The sequence below is a fragment of the Priestia sp. JSM ZJ58 genome (assembly GCF_044383985.1).
Taxonomy (GTDB): domain Bacteria; phylum Bacillota; class Bacilli; order Bacillales; family Bacillaceae_H; genus Priestia; species Priestia zanthoxyli.
On record NZ_JBISEM010000001.1, the window covers coordinates 2,568,547 to 2,588,011 of the forward strand.

16 protein-coding genes are annotated in these 19,465 nt (G+C 32.0%); 1 reads left to right on the forward strand and 15 read right to left on the reverse strand.

Annotated elements, in window-relative coordinates:
• Nucleotides 1-136 precede the first annotated feature (136 nt).
• On the forward strand, nt 137-4,111 hold the full coding sequence (locus ACH6EI_RS13580; protein WP_108674680.1) for a chitobiase/beta-hexosaminidase C-terminal domain-containing protein: 3,975 nt from the start codon (nt 137-139) through the stop codon (nt 4,109-4,111).
• A 309-nt stretch (nt 4,112-4,420) separates the two neighbouring features.
• Here the strand turns inward: ACH6EI_RS13580 and ACH6EI_RS13585 are convergent, their stop codons facing one another.
• The 15 genes from ACH6EI_RS13585 to ACH6EI_RS13655 all read right to left on the reverse strand — a co-directional run bounded on the left by ACH6EI_RS13585 (nt 4,421) and on the right by ACH6EI_RS13655 (nt 19,457).
• A complete protein-coding gene (locus tag ACH6EI_RS13585; RefSeq protein WP_048021079.1) occupies nt 4,421-5,974 on the reverse strand; it encodes a lipopolysaccharide biosynthesis protein in 1,554 nt (517 codons plus the stop codon).
• 438 nt (nt 5,975-6,412) lie between these two features.
• Nucleotides 6,413-7,597 (reverse strand): glycoside hydrolase family 88 protein, encoded by a 1,185-nt coding sequence (locus tag ACH6EI_RS13590; RefSeq protein WP_394530684.1) that lies wholly within the window; start codon nt 7,595-7,597, stop codon nt 6,413-6,415.
• 14 nt (nt 7,598-7,611) lie between these two features.
• Complete coding sequence (locus ACH6EI_RS13595; protein WP_048021084.1) at nt 7,612-8,799, reverse strand: glycosyltransferase; 1,188 nt, start codon at nt 8,797-8,799, stop codon at nt 7,612-7,614.
• 13 nt (nt 8,800-8,812) lie between these two features.
• Nucleotides 8,813-10,003 carry a glycosyltransferase gene (locus ACH6EI_RS13600; protein WP_048021086.1) on the reverse strand — a complete coding sequence of 397 codons (1,191 nt, stop codon included), beginning with the start codon at nt 10,001-10,003 and terminating at the stop codon, nt 8,813-8,815.
• A 13-nt stretch (nt 10,004-10,016) separates the two neighbouring features.
• Nucleotides 10,017-11,177, reverse strand: coding sequence for a polysaccharide pyruvyl transferase family protein (locus ACH6EI_RS13605; protein ID WP_048021087.1), 1,161 nt, complete (start codon nt 11,175-11,177; stop codon nt 10,017-10,019).
• A gap of 19 nt (nt 11,178-11,196) precedes the next feature.
• A complete protein-coding gene (locus ACH6EI_RS13610; protein ID WP_226313292.1) occupies nt 11,197-12,231 on the reverse strand; it encodes a glycosyltransferase in 1,035 nt (344 codons plus the stop codon).
• Nucleotides 12,231-13,481, reverse strand: coding sequence for a glycosyltransferase (locus ACH6EI_RS13615; RefSeq protein WP_048021089.1), 1,251 nt, complete (start codon nt 13,479-13,481; stop codon nt 12,231-12,233). The genes ACH6EI_RS13610 and ACH6EI_RS13615 overlap by 1 nt, the downstream gene beginning before the upstream one ends.
• 10 nt (nt 13,482-13,491) lie before the next feature.
• Nucleotides 13,492-14,232: a glycosyltransferase family 32 protein gene (locus ACH6EI_RS13620; protein WP_108674679.1), complete on the reverse strand. Its 741-nt coding sequence runs from the start codon at nt 14,230-14,232 to the stop codon at nt 13,492-13,494.
• 41 nt (nt 14,233-14,273) lie between these two features.
• Complete coding sequence (locus ACH6EI_RS13625) at nt 14,274-14,618, reverse strand: helix-turn-helix domain-containing protein (RefSeq protein ID WP_108674678.1); 345 nt, start codon at nt 14,616-14,618, stop codon at nt 14,274-14,276.
• 20 nt (nt 14,619-14,638) lie between these two features.
• Entirely contained in the window at nt 14,639-15,811 is a 1,173-nt protein-coding gene (locus ACH6EI_RS13630; protein ID WP_108674677.1) for a DegT/DnrJ/EryC1/StrS family aminotransferase, read from the reverse strand.
• A 31-nt stretch (nt 15,812-15,842) separates the two neighbouring features.
• Nucleotides 15,843-16,466: an acetyltransferase gene (locus ACH6EI_RS13635; RefSeq protein WP_108674676.1), complete on the reverse strand. Its 624-nt coding sequence runs from the start codon at nt 16,464-16,466 to the stop codon at nt 15,843-15,845.
• Between the two features lies 1 nt (nt 16,467).
• Nucleotides 16,468-17,067 (reverse strand): sugar transferase, encoded by a 600-nt coding sequence (locus ACH6EI_RS13640; protein ID WP_108674868.1) that lies wholly within the window; start codon nt 17,065-17,067, stop codon nt 16,468-16,470.
• Nucleotides 17,068-17,113: 46 nt separating this feature from the next.
• Nucleotides 17,114-17,263 (reverse strand): YwzD family small protein, encoded by a 150-nt coding sequence (locus ACH6EI_RS13645; RefSeq protein ID WP_168760706.1) that lies wholly within the window; start codon nt 17,261-17,263, stop codon nt 17,114-17,116.
• Between the two features lie 12 nt (nt 17,264-17,275).
• Nucleotides 17,276-18,358, reverse strand: coding sequence for a UDP-glucose 4-epimerase GalE (gene galE, locus ACH6EI_RS13650; protein WP_108674675.1), 1,083 nt, complete (start codon nt 18,356-18,358; stop codon nt 17,276-17,278).
• A 19-nt stretch (nt 18,359-18,377) separates the two neighbouring features.
• Nucleotides 18,378-19,457, reverse strand: a complete 1,080-nt coding sequence (locus ACH6EI_RS13655; RefSeq protein ID WP_108674674.1) for an EpsG family protein — start codon at nt 19,455-19,457, stop codon at nt 18,378-18,380.
• Nucleotides 19,458-19,465 lie beyond the last annotated feature (8 nt).

The window sequence follows — 19,465 nt, forward strand, 5'->3', positions numbered from 1 at the left end:
AATTCACCATAATTTCACAATAATTACCGTTTAGTCCAAGCAATAAGAGGAAATTTCGAATTTAATATTATAAGGAAAAAATAAAGATGAGCATCTCTTTTTATTAAAGCTATAACAATTAACGGGGGGATTTGCATTGGCATATAAGATACAAATCAGCAGTAGTTTAAAGAAGGATTTACCAACTTTAGGTATTGGGGAATTTGGATTATGCACAGATACAGCCGAATTATTTATCGGTTCTGATTCTGGTAATATCCAAATAGCAAATAAAAGTGAAATTGGGCTTTTATCAAATTTAACAACTATCGATAAAGAAAATTTAGTTAATGCAATTAATGAAATAGAAAGAAAAATTAGTGACAATCACGGAGCCACTAGTTTAGATGAGTTGAGTGACGTAGATATATCTACATTATCACCTAAAAATGGGGATGTTCTCAAATATGAAGCCGGCATTTGGAAACCAGCAACAAATTTATCAGGTACAATATCCTCATCTCCTTATGTAATTGAACTCAATAGGTGGAATATTAAAAACGATGGAACTTCTTCGAAAACTACTACCCAGGGTATCAATGATGCAATTATTTGGGCTAAGTCTCAAGGCGTTAACCATGTAATATTACCTAGTGGTTTTTATAAACTAAAGCTAAAACCATGGGTATGGCAAGATGCTGCTTCATTATCCTTCACATGTATTAATATGGTAAATGACCTTCACTTTGAAATGGCAGATGGTTGCATACTAGAATTAGAAGGTAACAGTTCTCCAGGCTACAGTATTTTTCAAGTTAAAGATGTCAAAAACGTAAAGATTTCTGGCGGTAAGATAATCGGAGACCGAAAAACACATTATTACGAAATTGGTGTGAAATTTGTTCGGGGTGGAATCAACCCTGATGGATCATTAAACGATAATCTTAATTTCATAAGAAGTGAAATAATTGATAGATTTAAGGATCCGGGACTTTTAAACAATTTTAGGCTATGGAAAATCGAAGGGATAGATGTATCTAAAGGCTATAGCTTTTATCAGTACAAAGACACAGTTTCTAATAACACATTAGTTGGTTTTAGAAATAATGGACAATTTGCTCCATCATCACCAACAGGCAGAGGATGGCTCTTACAGCCTAATATTGGAGCAAACAACAAAATGGTTTTCACTATTGATATTACTAATACCCCATTAACGGATAATCAAATTGCGGCTATTACTGCGAAAGTTGATAATGAAAGATATACTCATGAATGGGGACAAGGAATCGAAATAGCAGGTTCAAATCATGTAGAAATTAAAAACACAGAGATATGTGATTGTACTGGAGATGCTGTTTCAACAGGTTGGTTACAATACCGAACTAATTCATCTGACTATACTCAGAACGAAATGGGACACCACATTTGGGTTCATGGCTGTGATATACACCACTGTAGAAGACAAGGTATTACTCTTGCTTCAGCAAACGATGTATACATTTATGATAATAAGATTCATCATATAGGTAAAGCAGATGATAATGTTACATCAGACTTTCGCAATGGAATTCCTCCTATGTTTGCAATAGATATTGAGTCTATGGTAGGTGAAAGCAACATACCATATAAACAGCCTTACTATAATAAAGATGGTCTAGAGCTGAACTTTAGGTTATACATTTTTAACAATCATATTCACGATAATGAAAGAGGCCACTTTGTGAACGCAGATGGTAACCATGTAACCGTAGAAAATAATATTTTCGAAGGTTGGAATGTTGGAGGAGTTAGTTCTTATCCTACAAACATGTATATAAAGTATTTAAATAATACTTTTATTAATACAGAATTTATTGTATCTGGTGACAATTATGTAAATGGCTTAGTTGGTCAACAGTCTAATCTTAGATTAATGGACGTTAGAGGTTCTGTTATTCAAGACATACGTTTAAATAATGGCATTTTTTATGGAAATGCCAACTATGGTTATTTTGGTACGCCTACAGTTGATGTTTCAACGAGTTCTTTTATTATCAATAATCACGGTATGGGAAATACGGCTAAAATTTGTTTTGAACAATGGGTAGGAAAGGTTCCTAGCAGTATTAGTGTCGACAAAATATACTATGTTGTAAATCGTACTACTAATTCTTTTCAAGTATCTGAAACTGAAGATGGCCCTCCTGTCACCTTTTATGATTCCGGCGAGTGGGGATTTAATGTTAGTCGATTTAATTATGGAAGGTGCTATATTAATAATGTTGTTATTGAAAGAGACTGGAATAGTGGTGGAACAACACCCGGCTTTGCAGTAACTGCAGCAGGTAGCATTATTCAGAATGTCACACTTAAAAATCATAGTGTAAGTATTAATGGAAACGGATCTAATATTTATGTAGGCAGGCCGTTAACAGTTGACGGTTTAACTATTATAGACGGTAGTGCGAATATTAAAGATTGTAATGTATTAAATAGTCAATTCATCAGAAATAGAAACAAGTCAATTAGTCCTGACTTAAAATTTGGTGATTCAGCTTTCCCAGAAACAAAAGTTAATATTAAAAACAGCCTATTTAGAAATATCGATGCAACTTTAATAAATTCTACTGTAGATAATTGTTCATTTTTTAACGTAAAGCTCAGTAAAACTGATAACAACACCCAAACAATTTTGAACCATTGCTATTTAGAAAATTCTATAGTTGATGGGTACTGGCTAGAACTAAAAAAAGGATATTTAATTACAAGATGTACCCTTCTTAATACAGCTATGACTGTAAATAAAAATCCTGGAACAACCTTGTTATTAGAAAACATTGATATCACTAATTCCACAGCTGACCTTAATGCACCTAGGGTAACTGTTAACCCTAATGGGGGAATATATAATACAGATAAAACGGTAACATTATTAGCAAATGAAGATGCAATTATTTACTATACCTTAGACGGAACGCTTCCAACTACATCTAGTATTCAATATTCTACGCCCCTTAAACTTTCAAATCCCACTACCCTAAAAGTTATTGCAGTAGATGCTGCTGGTAATCAAAGTAAAGTTAAATCAGTTCAGTTTAATATAGATAAAACTCCTCCAACCAATGTTACAAATTTAACTGCTGCACCGTTTAATGATAAAGTAGATTTATCCTGGACAGCTAGTACTTCTAACGATGTATTAAATTATGAAGTATATAACGGGGATACACTTATAAGGTCCATTAACAGTACTACGTATACTGTTAATGGTCTTCTAGCTGCAAGTCAATATTCATTTACTGTTAAAACGGTAGACAAAGCAGGAAATAAATCATCTGGTATTTCTATCATAGTTACTACTTCACAAGATACCACACCGCCAGAAGAGATTTCAAACTTATTAGCAAGCAGTATCACTTCAGACTCGATTGGATTAACTTGGACTCGAAGCTTATCCTCTGATGTTGCAAGTTACGAAATATACCAGGACTCTGTCTTATTAAATGGAAATGTTACAACTACGAATTACAGTATAACTGGATTAAAAGCAAATATACAATATAAGTTAACTGTAAAATCAAAAGATATAAACGGAAATGTTTCTGATGGTATTAGTGTTACAGTAGAGACTTCAGCCGTATCAGCTAACTACGTAACAAATGGCCTTATTTTATATAAAGATAATCCTTCCAACAATTTAATTATTGAAAATCCGGACAGCTATTTTATGGTGAATGATACATTTACCGTTTCCTTTACTGCAAAAGTACCTAAATTTGGTGACTTAATTAGCAGATATGAATTGGGTGGATCTCAAAATAAAATATTGTTAGAACGCAATGGAAATAATGCTTTTGGGTTTTCTATATGGGGAAATACCGCTAACACAACCGTTACCTCTCCTCAGTATGCAGATGAATCTTTGTATTATCACATTGATGTAATAAGAACCGGCACAGCATTGTTAATGTATATCAATAATGTTAAAGTCTCGGAAGCAGGAATAGCTAATAACGTTTATACTAAACCTTCCTCCCTCCCGCTCATTATAGGCGATAAAGCAGTACCAGTTTTATTTAAAAATGTAGCATATTATAATAGAATATTAACTCCTGAAGAATTAGCCCTTAACTTTAATGCGCTTAAGTAATATGATTACATTTTTAATTTCCCTAAAATAATAATTCAAAAAGACTAGAATACCTTTAATAATTAAATCATTCTAGTCTTCTATATTTCTGCAATTATTTCTTTACTCTTTACTCTTTTCTTTTTTAATTTTGCCACTTTCTCTACAAACCATTATTTAGATACAATCTAAATTTGAAGTTTTATTACTTTTCTTGATTTTAATATATTCCTCATTTTTCATTTGCAATAATGAGTACTCTTTTATCTTATTGTTTTTATTTATTACATACTATAATGATGAAATTATTATTACCGCTAAAACTAACATTTAACTTTTATAAGTAACTTTTTTATTTATTTTAAATCGTTCTAATATCGTTCCCATTATGTTTTTAATTATATTAAATAAATATTTGAACTCCTTGGTTTTGTAAAAAACTAATATATATATCGTATTGATAGTTATTAAACAGATAATTCCCTTTAAAACTAATGTTACGAAAGTGTCGGGTTCTATAAGACTCCACACTAAATTTGTCGTAAAATAGGTTCCTGTAGCTATAATTGTAAAGTAAAAATATCTTACGAAATACATTATTATGGGTTTATTAAATACTTTTTTATAGACTAAATAAGGTGTTACCCAAAAAGGCACGACTAGGGCACTAATAAGAGTTCCGATAAAAACACCTGCAATGCCTATGTGCTGAACCACAATAATTGAAATAACTAGATTAACAGCTGCCTGAAATAAAGGGGCAAACCTGTCTTCATGAAAAATTCCTGAAGTTGTTTTCACTGTAGAAATTGAATTTCTCATACCTCTTTCATAAAAAATAATAATTAGTATTATTACTACACCTTTACTCATTAAAAATTTGGATCCTATCCAAATAGCAATGAACGGTTCTAACATGATTAGTAGCAAAATACCCAGAGTTGAATATAGCCAGAAGCTCAATAACATAGTTACTTTATAAATGCTATAAACCTTCTCTTTAGTTTCTTGTGCTATTAAATTTCCAACGCTATGATAAATATTACTAAAAACTTGATTTACAAAAGTCCTACAAATTTCTATTAGCATATTATAATTAGAATACAACCCAACTGCTGTGACACTTACAAATGTAGATATAATAATATTGTCAGTACCAAACACAAGATAGGTTCCAATATTTTGCAAGACAATAGCCTTTATATTTTTAATAATGTTGCTTCTAGTTTCGCTGTCTAATTTTCTGGTTACTTTATTTTTCAAAAATGGATACATTTTATTTACAATAATGGCTAAAACAGCAGATGTAACTATTGTTATAAAACAATCTGCAACTAAGTATAAAATAAAGTTTTTAGTATAATATAATATACCTATTTTAAGGCAAACAGATGCAATCGAAGATATAGAGTAGATTCCTGTTATCATATATGTTTTTTGACATACGCTTAAAAAGTTGTTTTTGTGTAAGTACAAGTATGGTAAAACAGTATTAATTAAAAAGATTAGATAGATTAAATGAATGTTTTCTACACTAGTATCCTTAGTAAAAAGTTCAAGAAATGGCATGATCGATAAGCCCACCAGTAATACAATTAAGGCAATCACCATATATGCTTTCTTATATAAGTTCATTAGAACATTTATTTTTTCCTGATCATTTTCTGCTACTGGTTTATAAAGGCTATAAACAATACTTGAGCCTACACCCGCTTCAGCTAATGCTAACATTGCTAATATACTAGTAAAGAGCCCACTGATTCCTAAGTATTCGACCCCTAAATATGTTATAAATACCGTTCTTGAAATAAAGCTTAATGATGTAATAATAATTTGATTCCCTAAACCCGTTGCTATGTTAATAATTGAATGTTTAGTTCTCATTTGCTCTCCTTTAGGTCACATGTATAAGAAATATAAAATTTATACTCTCCTGTATATTTAACAACCTATTTAATAAAAACTATTTCATCTTTTTAGCTGTTCATGCATTTTATTCTGACTGATACGTGATACATTTTCTTTTATAGTATAATTACTTTCTTATATATTAGCTTTAGTATCATTAAATTTTTAGGGATTTTTTCTAGGTTACGTTTCCTGTTAAAGAATTCGTTACTATGATCCTATAAATTCCATGTAATAACTATTGAATTTTTATTATTAGTTACTTCTGATATAATTAAAGCTCTAGCACCGCTAAATACACTTGAGGTGCTGGAAGGACATTGTATATGAGAGTAAACAAATATTATTCCCGTCTTAATTAACCAATTATCACCAAGTTTCATTCCTGTTTCAATAAGATTTTCTATTCGCATTTTACTTCTTTGTAATAGATATAGCATTTATCATTCTTATGCAAAATCCTTGCGTGAATGGCAGTATATTGAATAACATTGCATACACCCCTATATCTTTTGTATCTCCTTGAGAAAAATCAACTTCTCCAGTTCTTCTTGTAACGCTCATCAGATAATTTATGGCTTTGGTAGTGCTGTCTAGACATTCTTTGGAAATCCCATCAATTTTTGAAGCATTAATTAAAAACCAGCCTAAGGTGGCGGTGGTAGAAGAATCCGCTCTAGATTCATTTCTAGTGACAGTCCAGTTCCAGCTTCCGTTATCCTGCTGAAAGCTCATAGCAGCTTTAGCGAATTTTTTCACACTTTCTTCTAGTATCGATTTATGTCTACTATCGGTTGGCAGTTCGGCCCATGAATCTATAAGACCGATAGCATACCAGCCAAGACCTCTTCCCCAACCGTATAATCCTAAGGGTATTTTATTATCTACCTTATAAGCGTGACACGGGATAGAGTATATTTCTAACATGCCATATCGTTCGTACTCTTTAATTTGTTTTACTGCTAATTCTATGCATTCACCTTTATTATATTTTGTTCCATAAGCAATTAAAAAAGGACATATGAAACCTATCGTATCTACATATCTGTAGCCCGGCATAGATTTCCTATATTCAACTGTGCCTTCTTCGCCTATATGCTCTTTTATCATTTCCCATGTATAATCCAATGCTTTTCTGTACGTATCAGTTTCTATAAAGTCCAATTTCATGACAGCATAAGCCAATATTGCCCCATCTACATGTACAGGCTTCTTTATCCATTGACCTGCACTATCAAACTTTTTGTTTAAAAACTTTACTATCTCATTTTCAGCTTTGTGATCTTCAATACTTTTTAAATATTCTGATAAACCTAATAATATTGATGCCTCTTGCCAGTGCTGTATAGCACTTTTAGTATAATTTCCTTTTAACATATCTAATACAATTAAGCGTGTATTATCGGTTACCTTTATCTTTGGGGTATCATTTAACCAACTAACTGCTTTCTCAGTAATTAATTTATTCCAGATGTTTTTATTGTCATATCTCCCTATGTGAATCCGCCCCAACCAGTCTTTAAATATAGGAATAATATCTATTAGTATAACTATTACTATTAGAGTAATTAATAAAAAAACACTTGTTTGAATAATCATTTCTATGTCCTTTCCTATCCTGCATTAAACAATTTATATAACTTTTCTATTTCAGACTCAGTTCCCAGCTTTTCTTTTGACAAATTGTTTGTTAATTTTCCTCTTAAATGATCATCATCAAGCAATCTTTTGATTCCCTCAGCAATTGATGATGATGTCATATCTACAATTAATCCAGTTTCCTGATCTTTAATTTGATCTTTAACTGTAGTAAAGTTAGTTACTACAATTGGTTTATTAAGTATCTTTGCTTCATCAATAGCTATAGATTTACCTTCAAATCTGGAAGGATGAACATAAATATCTGCATTTTTTATGTATGGATATGGGTTTTCTTTAAGACCTAACAGTATAAAGTTCTCTTCAAGCCTATTGGCTTTAATTAGCTTTTCTAGCTTAGTTCTTTCCTCCCCTTCTCCAATTACATGCCACTTTATTTTATAACCGCTATCAATTAAATTCTTACATGCTTCTATCGCCAGCTCAAACCCTTTTTGTTGATGTAACCTGCCTAATGAAACTAAATTTACTCCACGGTATTTTATGTTCAAATGGTTCGATGACATTTTATTTATTACTTTCGGTGAAACAATATTATACATCACTTCAACTTTGTCTTTGTATACAGGAAATCGTTGTTTTAAAACACTAGCACATTCTTCAGATACTGTAACAATGTTGCCCAGTTTATCGAAATATTTTTGATCAATTTCAGGGTCCATTCCAAGTTTGTCGTAATCATTATGAATAAATCCTATTTTCTTTTTTGCATTTACTTTGTCTACACAAAAGTAAATGGGGGTTTTTTCCAGGTAACCAATTGCAACATCATACTTCTTATTTATACTTTTTAAAGAATTACATATATATTTCCAGACTCTTTGTTCACACCTAACTCTGTTTTGTTCAGTTTTAAATATGAAACCAGCTTTTAACCTTGATAAAGCTATGTTAAGTCTGCCTTTCTTAATACAACTTATTATTGCTCTTTTTATAGGCATGTCATAATATTTATATTCATAAGGCTCTTTTAATAAATTTACTTGTTTAGGTATTTTCGAAAAAAATAAACCTTCATGTTTAAATAAAAATAAGTCCACATTAAACTTAGAGTAATCTATGGTTTCTAATAAAGAAATAAGAGCCTTTTCGGCACCCCCACAGCTTAAATTATTCATTACAAATAATAGATTTTTTTTCATTAATAGTCACCCTCTATAATATTTCATACAACTTATTTATTTCTTCTTCTGTACCTAATTCTTCTTTAGATAAATTACTTATTATGGTTTTTTTGAGTTCAAAATCTTTTATAAGTTGTTCAATTCCTTCAGAAATAGCTATTGAATTCATATCTACTATTAGTCCATTGACACCGTCTGTTATTTGGTCTCTAGCTGTGCTGAAATTAGTAACAATAATAGGTTTTTGAAGGATCTTAGCTTCATCTATAGCTATAGATTTACCTTCAAACCTTGATGTTTGTGCATATATATCGGCTTGTTTTATGTAGGGATATGGGTTAGATTTTAACCCTAACAATATAACATGATTTTCCAGATTATTTATTTTAATTAACTTTGTAAGATTCTCTCTCTCTTCGCCATCACCTATAATGTTCCATTTTATATTAAAACCTTTATCTACTAATTTTCTACATGCTTTAATAGCCAACTCAAATCCTTTTTGATAGTGTAGCCTTCCTATAGACAAAATGACAATCTCATTACATTTTTTGTCATAAACACCCATTTTAACTTGTTTAGCCATCTTATTTATCAATTTTGGTGAAACGATATTGTACATGATTCTTACTTTATTGCGTTCACTAGGGAAACGACTTTTCAGAATATTACCACATTCTTCTGAGACGGTAATAATATTATTGAGCTTTCTAAAATATCGTATATCAAATTTTGGATCCATACCTAATTTGTCATAATCAATATGAATCCAACCTATTTTTTTTAAAGCGTCTACCTTATCTATACAAAAGTAGGTAGATGTTTTCTCTAAAAAACCTATAGCTACATCATATTTTTTATCAATTTTTTCTAAAGATTCAGAAATATACTTCCAGCCATATTGTTCTTTTTGAGAAATGTTTTTATTATTTTTATTTATTAATGCAAACATGATCCTATTAAATAGTAAAGATATTTTACCTTTTAGTAGAAGCTTCTTTATTGATTGATAAAATGGTAAAGAAAACAGATGATAAGATTCAGGTAAGCAAAGAACTTTTACCTCTTTTGGTATATAATCCATAAAAATCCCATTGTGATTCAATAAAAATAGATCCACATTATATGAATTATAATCAATTTGAGACAGTAAATTTACTAAACTTTTTTCTCCCCCGCCGGCAGATAAGCTTGGTATTACAAATAATAGATTTTTTTTCATTTTACACCTCAAATTATCTATTTAATTTACTTAAATAATCTACTGCTTTGTACGACATTTCTTTAATTCTTGGTACTGATTGCTGTAAATGTTTTTTTATTACTTCTTCCTCTTCTACCATTTGATCAAAGTTAGCTTTTAATTTGACACTATCAGAAATATCATCAATACCTAAAACTAATTTTTCTTCTCCAAAAAGATCCTTAGCAATCCCTTTCGATTTTACACTATAACCTAATACCATCGTAGGAACATATGAAGAGTAAGCTGCGATAGTTGCATGTGTTCTTGCTCCAATAAAAAATTTCATTCTTGCTATATAGCCTTTATATTGTATTGCGTTTAAATTCTCTGGCAATAATAGAACTCTTCCTGTATTTTCAAATTCCTCATAATAATTTTTTAGAACTTCATAGTCATTATTTCCTTCTTGAATGACATGGGGAGTCAAAGCAATTGTTAGATCTGTAGTATTTAGTATGTGATTAATAAGATCTCGTACCGCTGCACGGGACTCTTTATTTCTATTCCAAACAAGCGGACTAAAATTTAATCCTACTGTTTTTCCTTCTTCCCACCCTTCCGGCAACTCCATCTCTTCTTTTTCCATTGTAAATGCGGGATCTGCACATAGTTTAACGTTCGTAAGTCCTTTATTTTTCAAGATATTGTAAGTAAGAGTTTCCCTTGCTAGTATTAAATCAAATAATTTTAAGTCTTCTAGTTTTTTTGGCGATATGTCTTCTTCGCCAATAGAACATCCCCATAAAACTAATTTCTTTCCCTGTGCCTTTATTCTTCTATCTATTTCATACCATCCGGGTTGCTCTCCATAACAGTAGTTATCTCCGCCAATAGACAAAAATACATCTATATCTTTTATATGCTTAATTATGTTATGTTCAATTTTACCTAAAGCATAAGACTCGTCATTGAAAAACTTCACTTTAATTGACGACAATAACCAATCAAGCGAATACTTTTTTATATTTTTCTTTGAAGCATCATAGATACCATCTAATTTAACTAATATCTTATCTGTTTCAGGCTTCCCAGATGCTAAATATATTTTTGTTCCTTTTATTTTTTCTTTTATTATATCGTTAGAAGACCTGACAATAGCTTCACACCCTCTATTAAGACTGCCATCATGGGCAAACATCATAACCTTCATTAAAAAATACCTCCAAATATTATTTATTCCGTACTCTGCTGTACGTCGTAGCAAAGTATAGTCCTAAAGTTGATTCTCTTTTTATCATATTAACAATGAATTTTTCATAGTTTCCCATTGTATTGTAATTTTCGTTACAATAAATCGCTAACGCTTCTTTAACGCATTTATTGCCTATCATTTCCTTTATATACCTGTATCTCATTTTAAAACTTAATTCTTTACCTGGACCAAAATATACATGTATGTATGACATTACGCTTCTTATAAGCTTTAATGATTTAAATTTTTGTATTTTAACTTTATTAATGTTACCTATTAAATTTGTAGGTAATTCTAATCTATAGACCTCCAAAGCTCTTTGAAAATAGTCCTTTTCTGCTACATTTCTAGTGGCACTTCCTTTAACCTCTCTGTAATGATATCCCGTATAATCTATATATATCATAGTATCGATAGACCCTATAAAGCTTATATTAAACATCCCGTCTTCACCAAGTGAAACATTTTGAGGAAATCTTATAAAGTTTTCTTTTAATATTTTATTCCTATAGAGTTTATTACAGGCAGTATTTAAGTCGTCGGCCTTAAGAAAATAAGGCAATATTTCTCCCTTTATATAACTTTCATCTAGAATGCTCCCAATTGGAAAAGAATATTTAGTGATTAACTTATGCCCTTCTATCTCACTTTCAAAGTTTGATAAAATAAGATCATAATTATATTGTTTTGTACAGTTATATAATGTTTCATACATGTCTTTTTCTATATAATCATCTGCATCCACGAATCCTACGTATTCCCCTAAAGCTATTTCTAAGCCATTATTTCGTGCAATACTCACCCCTTGATTCTCTTGATTAATTAATTTTACCCTATTGTCTTTTTTTCTATAGTTCTCTATAATTTGCAAACTATTATCTTTTGAACCATCATTTACGAAAATAAATTCGCATTGTTTAAGCGTCTGGTTTAAGAGTGACTCAATGCATTCAGTAATATATTTTTCTGCATTGTATACAGGTATAACAACACTTACTTTTACATTCATCATTAAATCACTCCTTTTATAGAATCTTTCTCTGTGCCTAAAAAGCTATAATTATTATTTATATCCATTATTTTGTATAGCTTTTCTAATTCATTACTGTTGTTGAAGTCTGCAGTTTCACAGTTATTAGATAGAGTGTTTCTCAATTGAAGATTCTTATATAACCTTTCTATTCCTTGTGCTATTCCTTGAATAGATAATTCACAAATATATCCATCAAATCCATCTTTAACTTGACTTGAAGCAGTTGGATAGTTAGTTATCATAACAGGCTTTGTAAGTATTTGAGCTTCTCCTACAGTAACGGCCTTTCCCTCATACCTAGACGGTTGAACGTATAGATCAGCCTCTTTTATAAATGGATACGGATTTGTTTGTTTACCTAGCAGAATAAAACTATCTTCTAAGCCATTCTTAGATATTAATTCTTTGATCATAGCTTCGTCTCCACCATATCCAACTACGTACCAAGAAATATTACTGTACCCTTTATCTCTTAATAGCTTCAACGCTTTAACAGCATTATCAATTCCTTTTGCATGCGATAATCTTGCTACTGTTACAATTTTAAACCGATTATCCCTGATCATTGGATTTTCCAGTTCTTCATTTGCCATTTTTTTAATAAAATCAGGAGAGGTAATATTTTCCATTATCAAAACTTTATTTTCTAATTCACTGTATTTTTTTAAAAACGAAGTCTTGCACGATTCTGAAACTGCGATTATATGATCGAATTGCTGCCACATTTTCAAATCCATCTTTTTATCGGGTTCAATTGTAGAGTAGTCTGTATGAATCCAAGCAATTTTTTTCTTGGCTTTTACCTTTCCGGCGATAAAGTAATGAGGCCATAGATAACTAATTGCTACGTCATACTCTTTTTCCACTTTAGGAAGAAAAGGTAATGCATATTTCCACATGAGTTGCATTTGATAGTAACCGGGTTCTGCGATTCCTTTCAGTCTTCCTTTGAGATCAGCATTTATCTTAGAAAAAACTCTTGATATTCCAATGGAATAGTGCCTATCCTTTATCGTTTCACCTATAGATTTTCTGAACGTTGTATATTGAGGAACTTCCGTCAATAAGCTAGCTTTATTTGGAAGTAAATTCAGAAAATCCCCTTGATGTTTGTGTAATATCAAATCAACTGTATAATTTTTATAATCAAAATTTTCAAGCATACTGATTAGACTTCTTTCGACTCCTCCAACTTCCATATCAAAAGAGGCTATTAATATATTATTCATCTTCCCCCCCCTATGTTCTAGAAACTATCTTTCTAATTCTGGCAATATTGTCTCCACCTATTACTTTAGCAGTTAAAACTTTGAGGTTACTTTTTAATCTAGCTTTAGGCGGCAACCAACTTTTATAAAAGTGGTGCATAGCATATGTGTCTTTCGTAATTTGTTTCCTGCAATTTATATAATCGTAAGGAGAAAAATATGTTTGAGGATAGAAAGTTCCTATACCATCGATTTCTTGATATTCTCCGTTCTTTTTCAGTCCGATATTTTCTAAAATCTTGGTTACGATTGCTACATTAGTTGATTGATCAAATCTTCCATTCTTTTTGATGAAGCTTTTTTCCCCATATGAATCCAAAAATACCTTTATTATTTTATTTTCTTTAGCTGCTCCAATTGTACTCGTAGCTATAAAATTCTCTTGTTCAAATCCCCAAAATGAGTCATGGTGTAATAGATTATCGAAAGATTTGAAAACTTCAACATCAGTATCTAAGTAAATGCCTCCAAAATTATATAAAGCATGTATCCTTGCGTAGTCGCTAACAAAAGCAAATTTTTTAGAATCATACGCCTCTTTTACATAAGAATTACAATTTATATCAAAAATTTTTTCATTCCATTCTATTATTTCGTAGTCTGATAAATGGTTTTTCCAGGTATCTATACATCTTTTTACTATGTCTGGCTTCTCTTTTCCTCCGAACCAGCAATAATGAATAATCTTTGGTATTTTAATATCTTTACTCATTTTTATACCTCTTTTCAAAAAATAATAAGTGCTGGTATATTCTATCTTTTATTTTCCACATTATTATTCTGCCATTTTATAAATTCAATAATAGCTTTATACTCTGAAAGCTGTTCTTTTCTAACCCCCAGTTTTTTTAATTCGTTTACGAAATGAAGCCATTCACTTTCTAAAAAATGTGAGGGTTCATGCTTAATTTCGATAAGTGTATGTAAATCTACATTTAAAACAGCCGCAATTCTTTCAACTACTTGAATAGAAGGATTATCATTTAGATTACGCTCGATATTACTTAAATACGACTTGGACATATTAGCTCTTTCAGCCAGTTCAGATAATGTAAGTCCCTTTTTTTTGCGGATTTTATGAATTTTGTCTCCAATCATTCATCCTTACCTCATATTTTCTAATATTGGACGATTCCTTCTTTATTTAAGACTCCTAATCCTTTTTTTAGGCATTTAATGACTTTATTTTGTTCATCTTCCGTCATACTTGAACCTGATGGAAGACAGATGCCGGTTTTAAATAGCTGTTGGGCTACGTCTTTATTTTCATCATGGGAATAGTAACGTGCTCCTTTAAAAAGAGGCTGCATATGGAGGGGCTTCCATACCGGGCGCGCTTCAATATCTTGTTCCGTGAACGCTTGTACCAGCTCTGCTGCAGATGTTCCTGCTTCTTTTTCATTAACAGTTAAAACAGTAAGCCAACGATTTGTTTTCGTGTTTGATAGCTCGGGCATGAATGCAATACCTGATAAACCAGATAATTCTTGATAATAACGCTCGAAAATTTTTCTTCGTGTTTCTACTCTGTTCTCTAACACTTGTAACTGTGCCCTTCCGACTCCTGCGAGAATATTACTCATTCGATAATTATACCCAAGCTGACTATGCTGATAGTGAGGAGCAGAGTCACGTGCTTGCGTTGCTAAAAAGCGCGCTTTTTGTAACGCGTCTATATCATTAGAAACAAGCATTCCTCCGCCAGATGTCGTGATAATTTTATTTCCGTTAAAAGAGTATACGCCGAACTTACCAAAACTACCGCTTGCTTTTCCTTTATAAGTAGACCCTAGTGATTCAGCCGCGTCTTCAATGACAGGAACGTTATATTGATTACACAGTGAAAGAATTTGATCCATTTTTGCGCTTTGACCATATAAATTTACGACAATCACTGCTTTGGGAAGCTTTCCTTGTATAAAAGCATCCTGTAACGCTCTTTTTAATGCCTCGGGTGACATATTCCATGTTTCTGGCTCTGAATCAATGAATACAGGATCTGCACCTTGGTAAATAACGGGATTTGCACTTGCTACAAAGGTAAGAGTCGAACAAAATACGATATCTCCTTTTGTCACTTCCAATAAAGAAAGGGCCAAATGAATCGCTGCAGTTCCTGAACTTACTGCAACCGCTTCACTAACCCCTACATAAGAAGCAAGTTCTTTTTCAAAAGCATCTACATTTGTCCCTAGTGGCGCAATCCAATTAGTTTCAAATGCTTCATCTATATATCTTTTCTCATCTCCGCTCATATGAGGAGGGGAAAGATATATTTTGGAATTAGTCATTAAAAGTCATCACCTTTTCTACTTATTCTGTTTAATCGCTATAAATAACTCTGGCTGGAGATCCTACCGCTTTGCAACTAGAAGAAATATGATGGATGACAGTTGAACCGGCTCCAATCACCGACCACTCACCAATTTCTATTCCTGGAATAACAGTAGCGGATGCTCCTATATGTACACCTTCACCTAGCGAAACATTTCCTGTTAAGGTAGCGTTAGGCGAGATGTGGACATAATTTGCAAGTTTATTTTCATGTTCAACAATGGCTCCGGTGTTAATAATGGAATGCTCTCCAATTTCCGCATCTGCATTAATCACCGCATTCGGCATTACAACAGTTCCATTTCCAATCATAGCTGTTGAACTTACAACTGCCGTTGGATGGATAACCGATAAATACTGGTCTGTTCGTAAATTTAATGTTTCCACTAGCCTTTTTCTTACTGTATTGCTGCCGATTGCAATCACAACTTTTACATCTGTATCAAGTAGCTTATTTAGAGACGAAAAAGGCGCATACGTAATTCCATTTCTTTCTTTTTTTTCTTTATATTTATCATCTAAAATAACGATAATTTCGTAATTTCGTAAAGAAGAGATCATTTCTTGAATGACCTTACTATGTCCGCCATTACCTATTACGATAACTTTCAAGTTATATCACGTCTTTCGTTCCTTTGAATTTTTCTATCGTTACATGCCCTTGCTGAGTAACACCTTCTTTTTTCGCAACTTTAAGAACCGTTAGAATTAAGACTTTAAAATCAAGAAATATGGTTTGGTTCCTTACATACCAAGTATCCATGTGGAATTTTTCTTCCCATGTAATTGCATTTCTGCCGTTTACTTGAGCCCACCCGGTAATTCCTGGTCTTACATTATGTCTAAGCATTTGTTCTTCTGTATAAAGAGGCAAATACTCCATCAATAATGGTCTTGGTCCGACTAAACTCATATCTCCTTTTACTACATTAATAAGCTGTGGAAGTTCGTCTAAGCTATACTTTCTCAGAAACTGTCCGGCTGTTGTTAAACGGGCTTGATCAGATAGCAGGTTTCCTTGCTTGTCTTTTAAATTAGCCATTGTACGAAATTTATAAAGGTAAAATGGGTTACTATCTTTCCCAGGACGCTGCTGTTTAAACAAAACAGGCGCACCCATCTTTACTCTAACCAATATGGCAGTGGACAAAATAACAGGAGACAATAATATTAATAGAGTCAATGAAATGACTAAATCCATTATTCGTTTCATCATGCATACCCTCTATTTCTTTTTATTTCTTACTTTGCTTATTTAGCTAATCAGAAGAATTAACAGTTAAAATCGTTTGTTTAATCTCATTTACAATATCGGTTGGTTTAATATCATGAGATTGATTGCCTTTTTCATAAAAACGGATTAGAATTTCCTGCAGCTTTTTTTCAGTAAGGATATTAGATATATTCATCGAGATTTCTCCTTAATTAGACACTAAAAAACCCGCTGCAGAAGCAAGCACCGGAAAATTATGTTCGATTAAGTTGTCATGATCTTCAACATATCCATCTGGATTATTTTTCTGCCACCTCCAGGTATCTTGGCACATTTCATTAATTCCTTTAGCGGCAACCCAGCCAAGCTCATTTTTTGCTTTTGAAACATCTGCAAAACAAATGGCTGCATCTCCTGATCGTCGATCCGTAAAGGTATAAGAAACTTTTTTCCCAGAAGCCGCTTCAAATGCTTTAACCATTTCTAATACACTATAGCCTTTTCCTGTCCCAAGGTTGTAAACATTCACACCTTTTGATGACTGTACTTTCTCTAAAGCTTTTAAGTGCCCTTTGGCTAGGTCAACAACATGAATGTAGTCTCTAACTCCTGTTCCATCTTTTGTTGAATAATCACTCCCAAATATATTAAGGCTCTGTAATTTACCAACTGCTACTTGCGAAATATATGGCATTAAGTTGTTTGGAATACCATTTGGATCTTCTCCAATCAACCCGCTTTCATGAGCCCCAATGGGATTAAAATATCGTAAAAGAGTAATACTCCATGCCTCATCGGAAATATATAAATCTCCTAATATCTCTTCTATTATCTGCTTCGTTTTTCCGTATGGATTTACAGCTCCTAATGGAACGTCTTCGGATATAGGAACTTGATCCGTTGATCCATAAACGGTTGCTGAAGAACTAAATACTAGTTTTTTCACTCCGTATTTTTTCATCAGTTCACACAGTACAAACGTACCCGTAAGGTTATTATGATAGTACCAAAGAGGAAAAGATACAGATTCACCTACAGCTTTAAGCCCTGCAAAGTGAATAACTGACTCAATCTTATTTTCAGAAAATACTCTTTCAAGCCCTTTTTGATTGAGTAAATCCACGTTATACGTTTTAAATGTTTTTCCCGTTATGTCAGATACACGTTTTAATGATTCAAGTTTGCTGTTGAAAAAGTTATCTACAACCACGACTTCATGACCTGCATTTAACAGCTCTACGCACGTATGACTTCCAATATAACCTGCTCCTCCTGTAACAAGAACCGCCATTCATTCATTCCTCCAATTTTTAGGGAATTAAATTCAAATAATCACTTTTATAAAATATTCCTAAGCTAATTACATTTTCGTAATAGTAATAGATAAAGTAAAGAACCAAGATGGCATAGTAGATAAGTTTTTCATCTTTTTCTCGAAATAGCTTTACAATCCATGAAATCACAATTAATTGATATAAATTAAAATAAATCCAAAACCTTGCGAAAATCCAATTTTGAGTAGAAATTAACATAAACACGCAGCCAATTAAAGCCATATTGATAATAGAATCGCTGTTAGGAAATATTCTTCTTAATTTATCTCGTCCTAAAAAAGCAATGAGTAAAGGCCCAGCGTTCACTGCTACTCTCAGAATATTAGCTCCACCTTCGTTAACATTTTGATAATCACTGTACTGCGTATCTTGAATAGCCGAAAACAACAGTGTTGAAAATTGATTAAACCCTAAAACAATTATAATGGCTAAAGCTATGAGAACAACCGTAGCTTTAGACCATGCCTTACTTCTAACAATAAAGTAAATTGGAATTAATATAAGGGCACTTTGATGAAAAAAGGATGCAAAAACAACAACTAAGAAATAACTTTTCCAATTTCCTTCTATTAAAAATTTTGTTGCTGTAAATATAATCGCTGCTGCTAAAGTTTGTCTAATCCCGTTCATTGTGACTAAAAATAACCCACCCGTTATATATATATACAGACTTAACTCAAACATTCGCGAATATCTATATAAAACGAACACAACAAGAACGTTAGTTATTAAGGCAGTAGTAAAAACCAATATCTGTGGATCTTCTGATATTTTTTGTAACAATATTTGGAGAATTCCAAAACCTATATCTTTCCCATTTTTAATAGAATCCCATGTATAATCGTTTGTTTCATAAGAATGCATGTAAGCGAAAGTATCGCCTATGTTGTTTCTAAGGCCTGATAACAAAACTAAAGATACTAATGCAATAAAGGTAAGCATCTTTTTAGGCTTTATAGACACTGTTGAAATATTTGTTATAACAGTATTCCCAAAGTATCTTCCAAAAAAAGAAAATATAAATACTAAAAAAAGGTTAATCCAAAGGAAAGTCATATTATGTA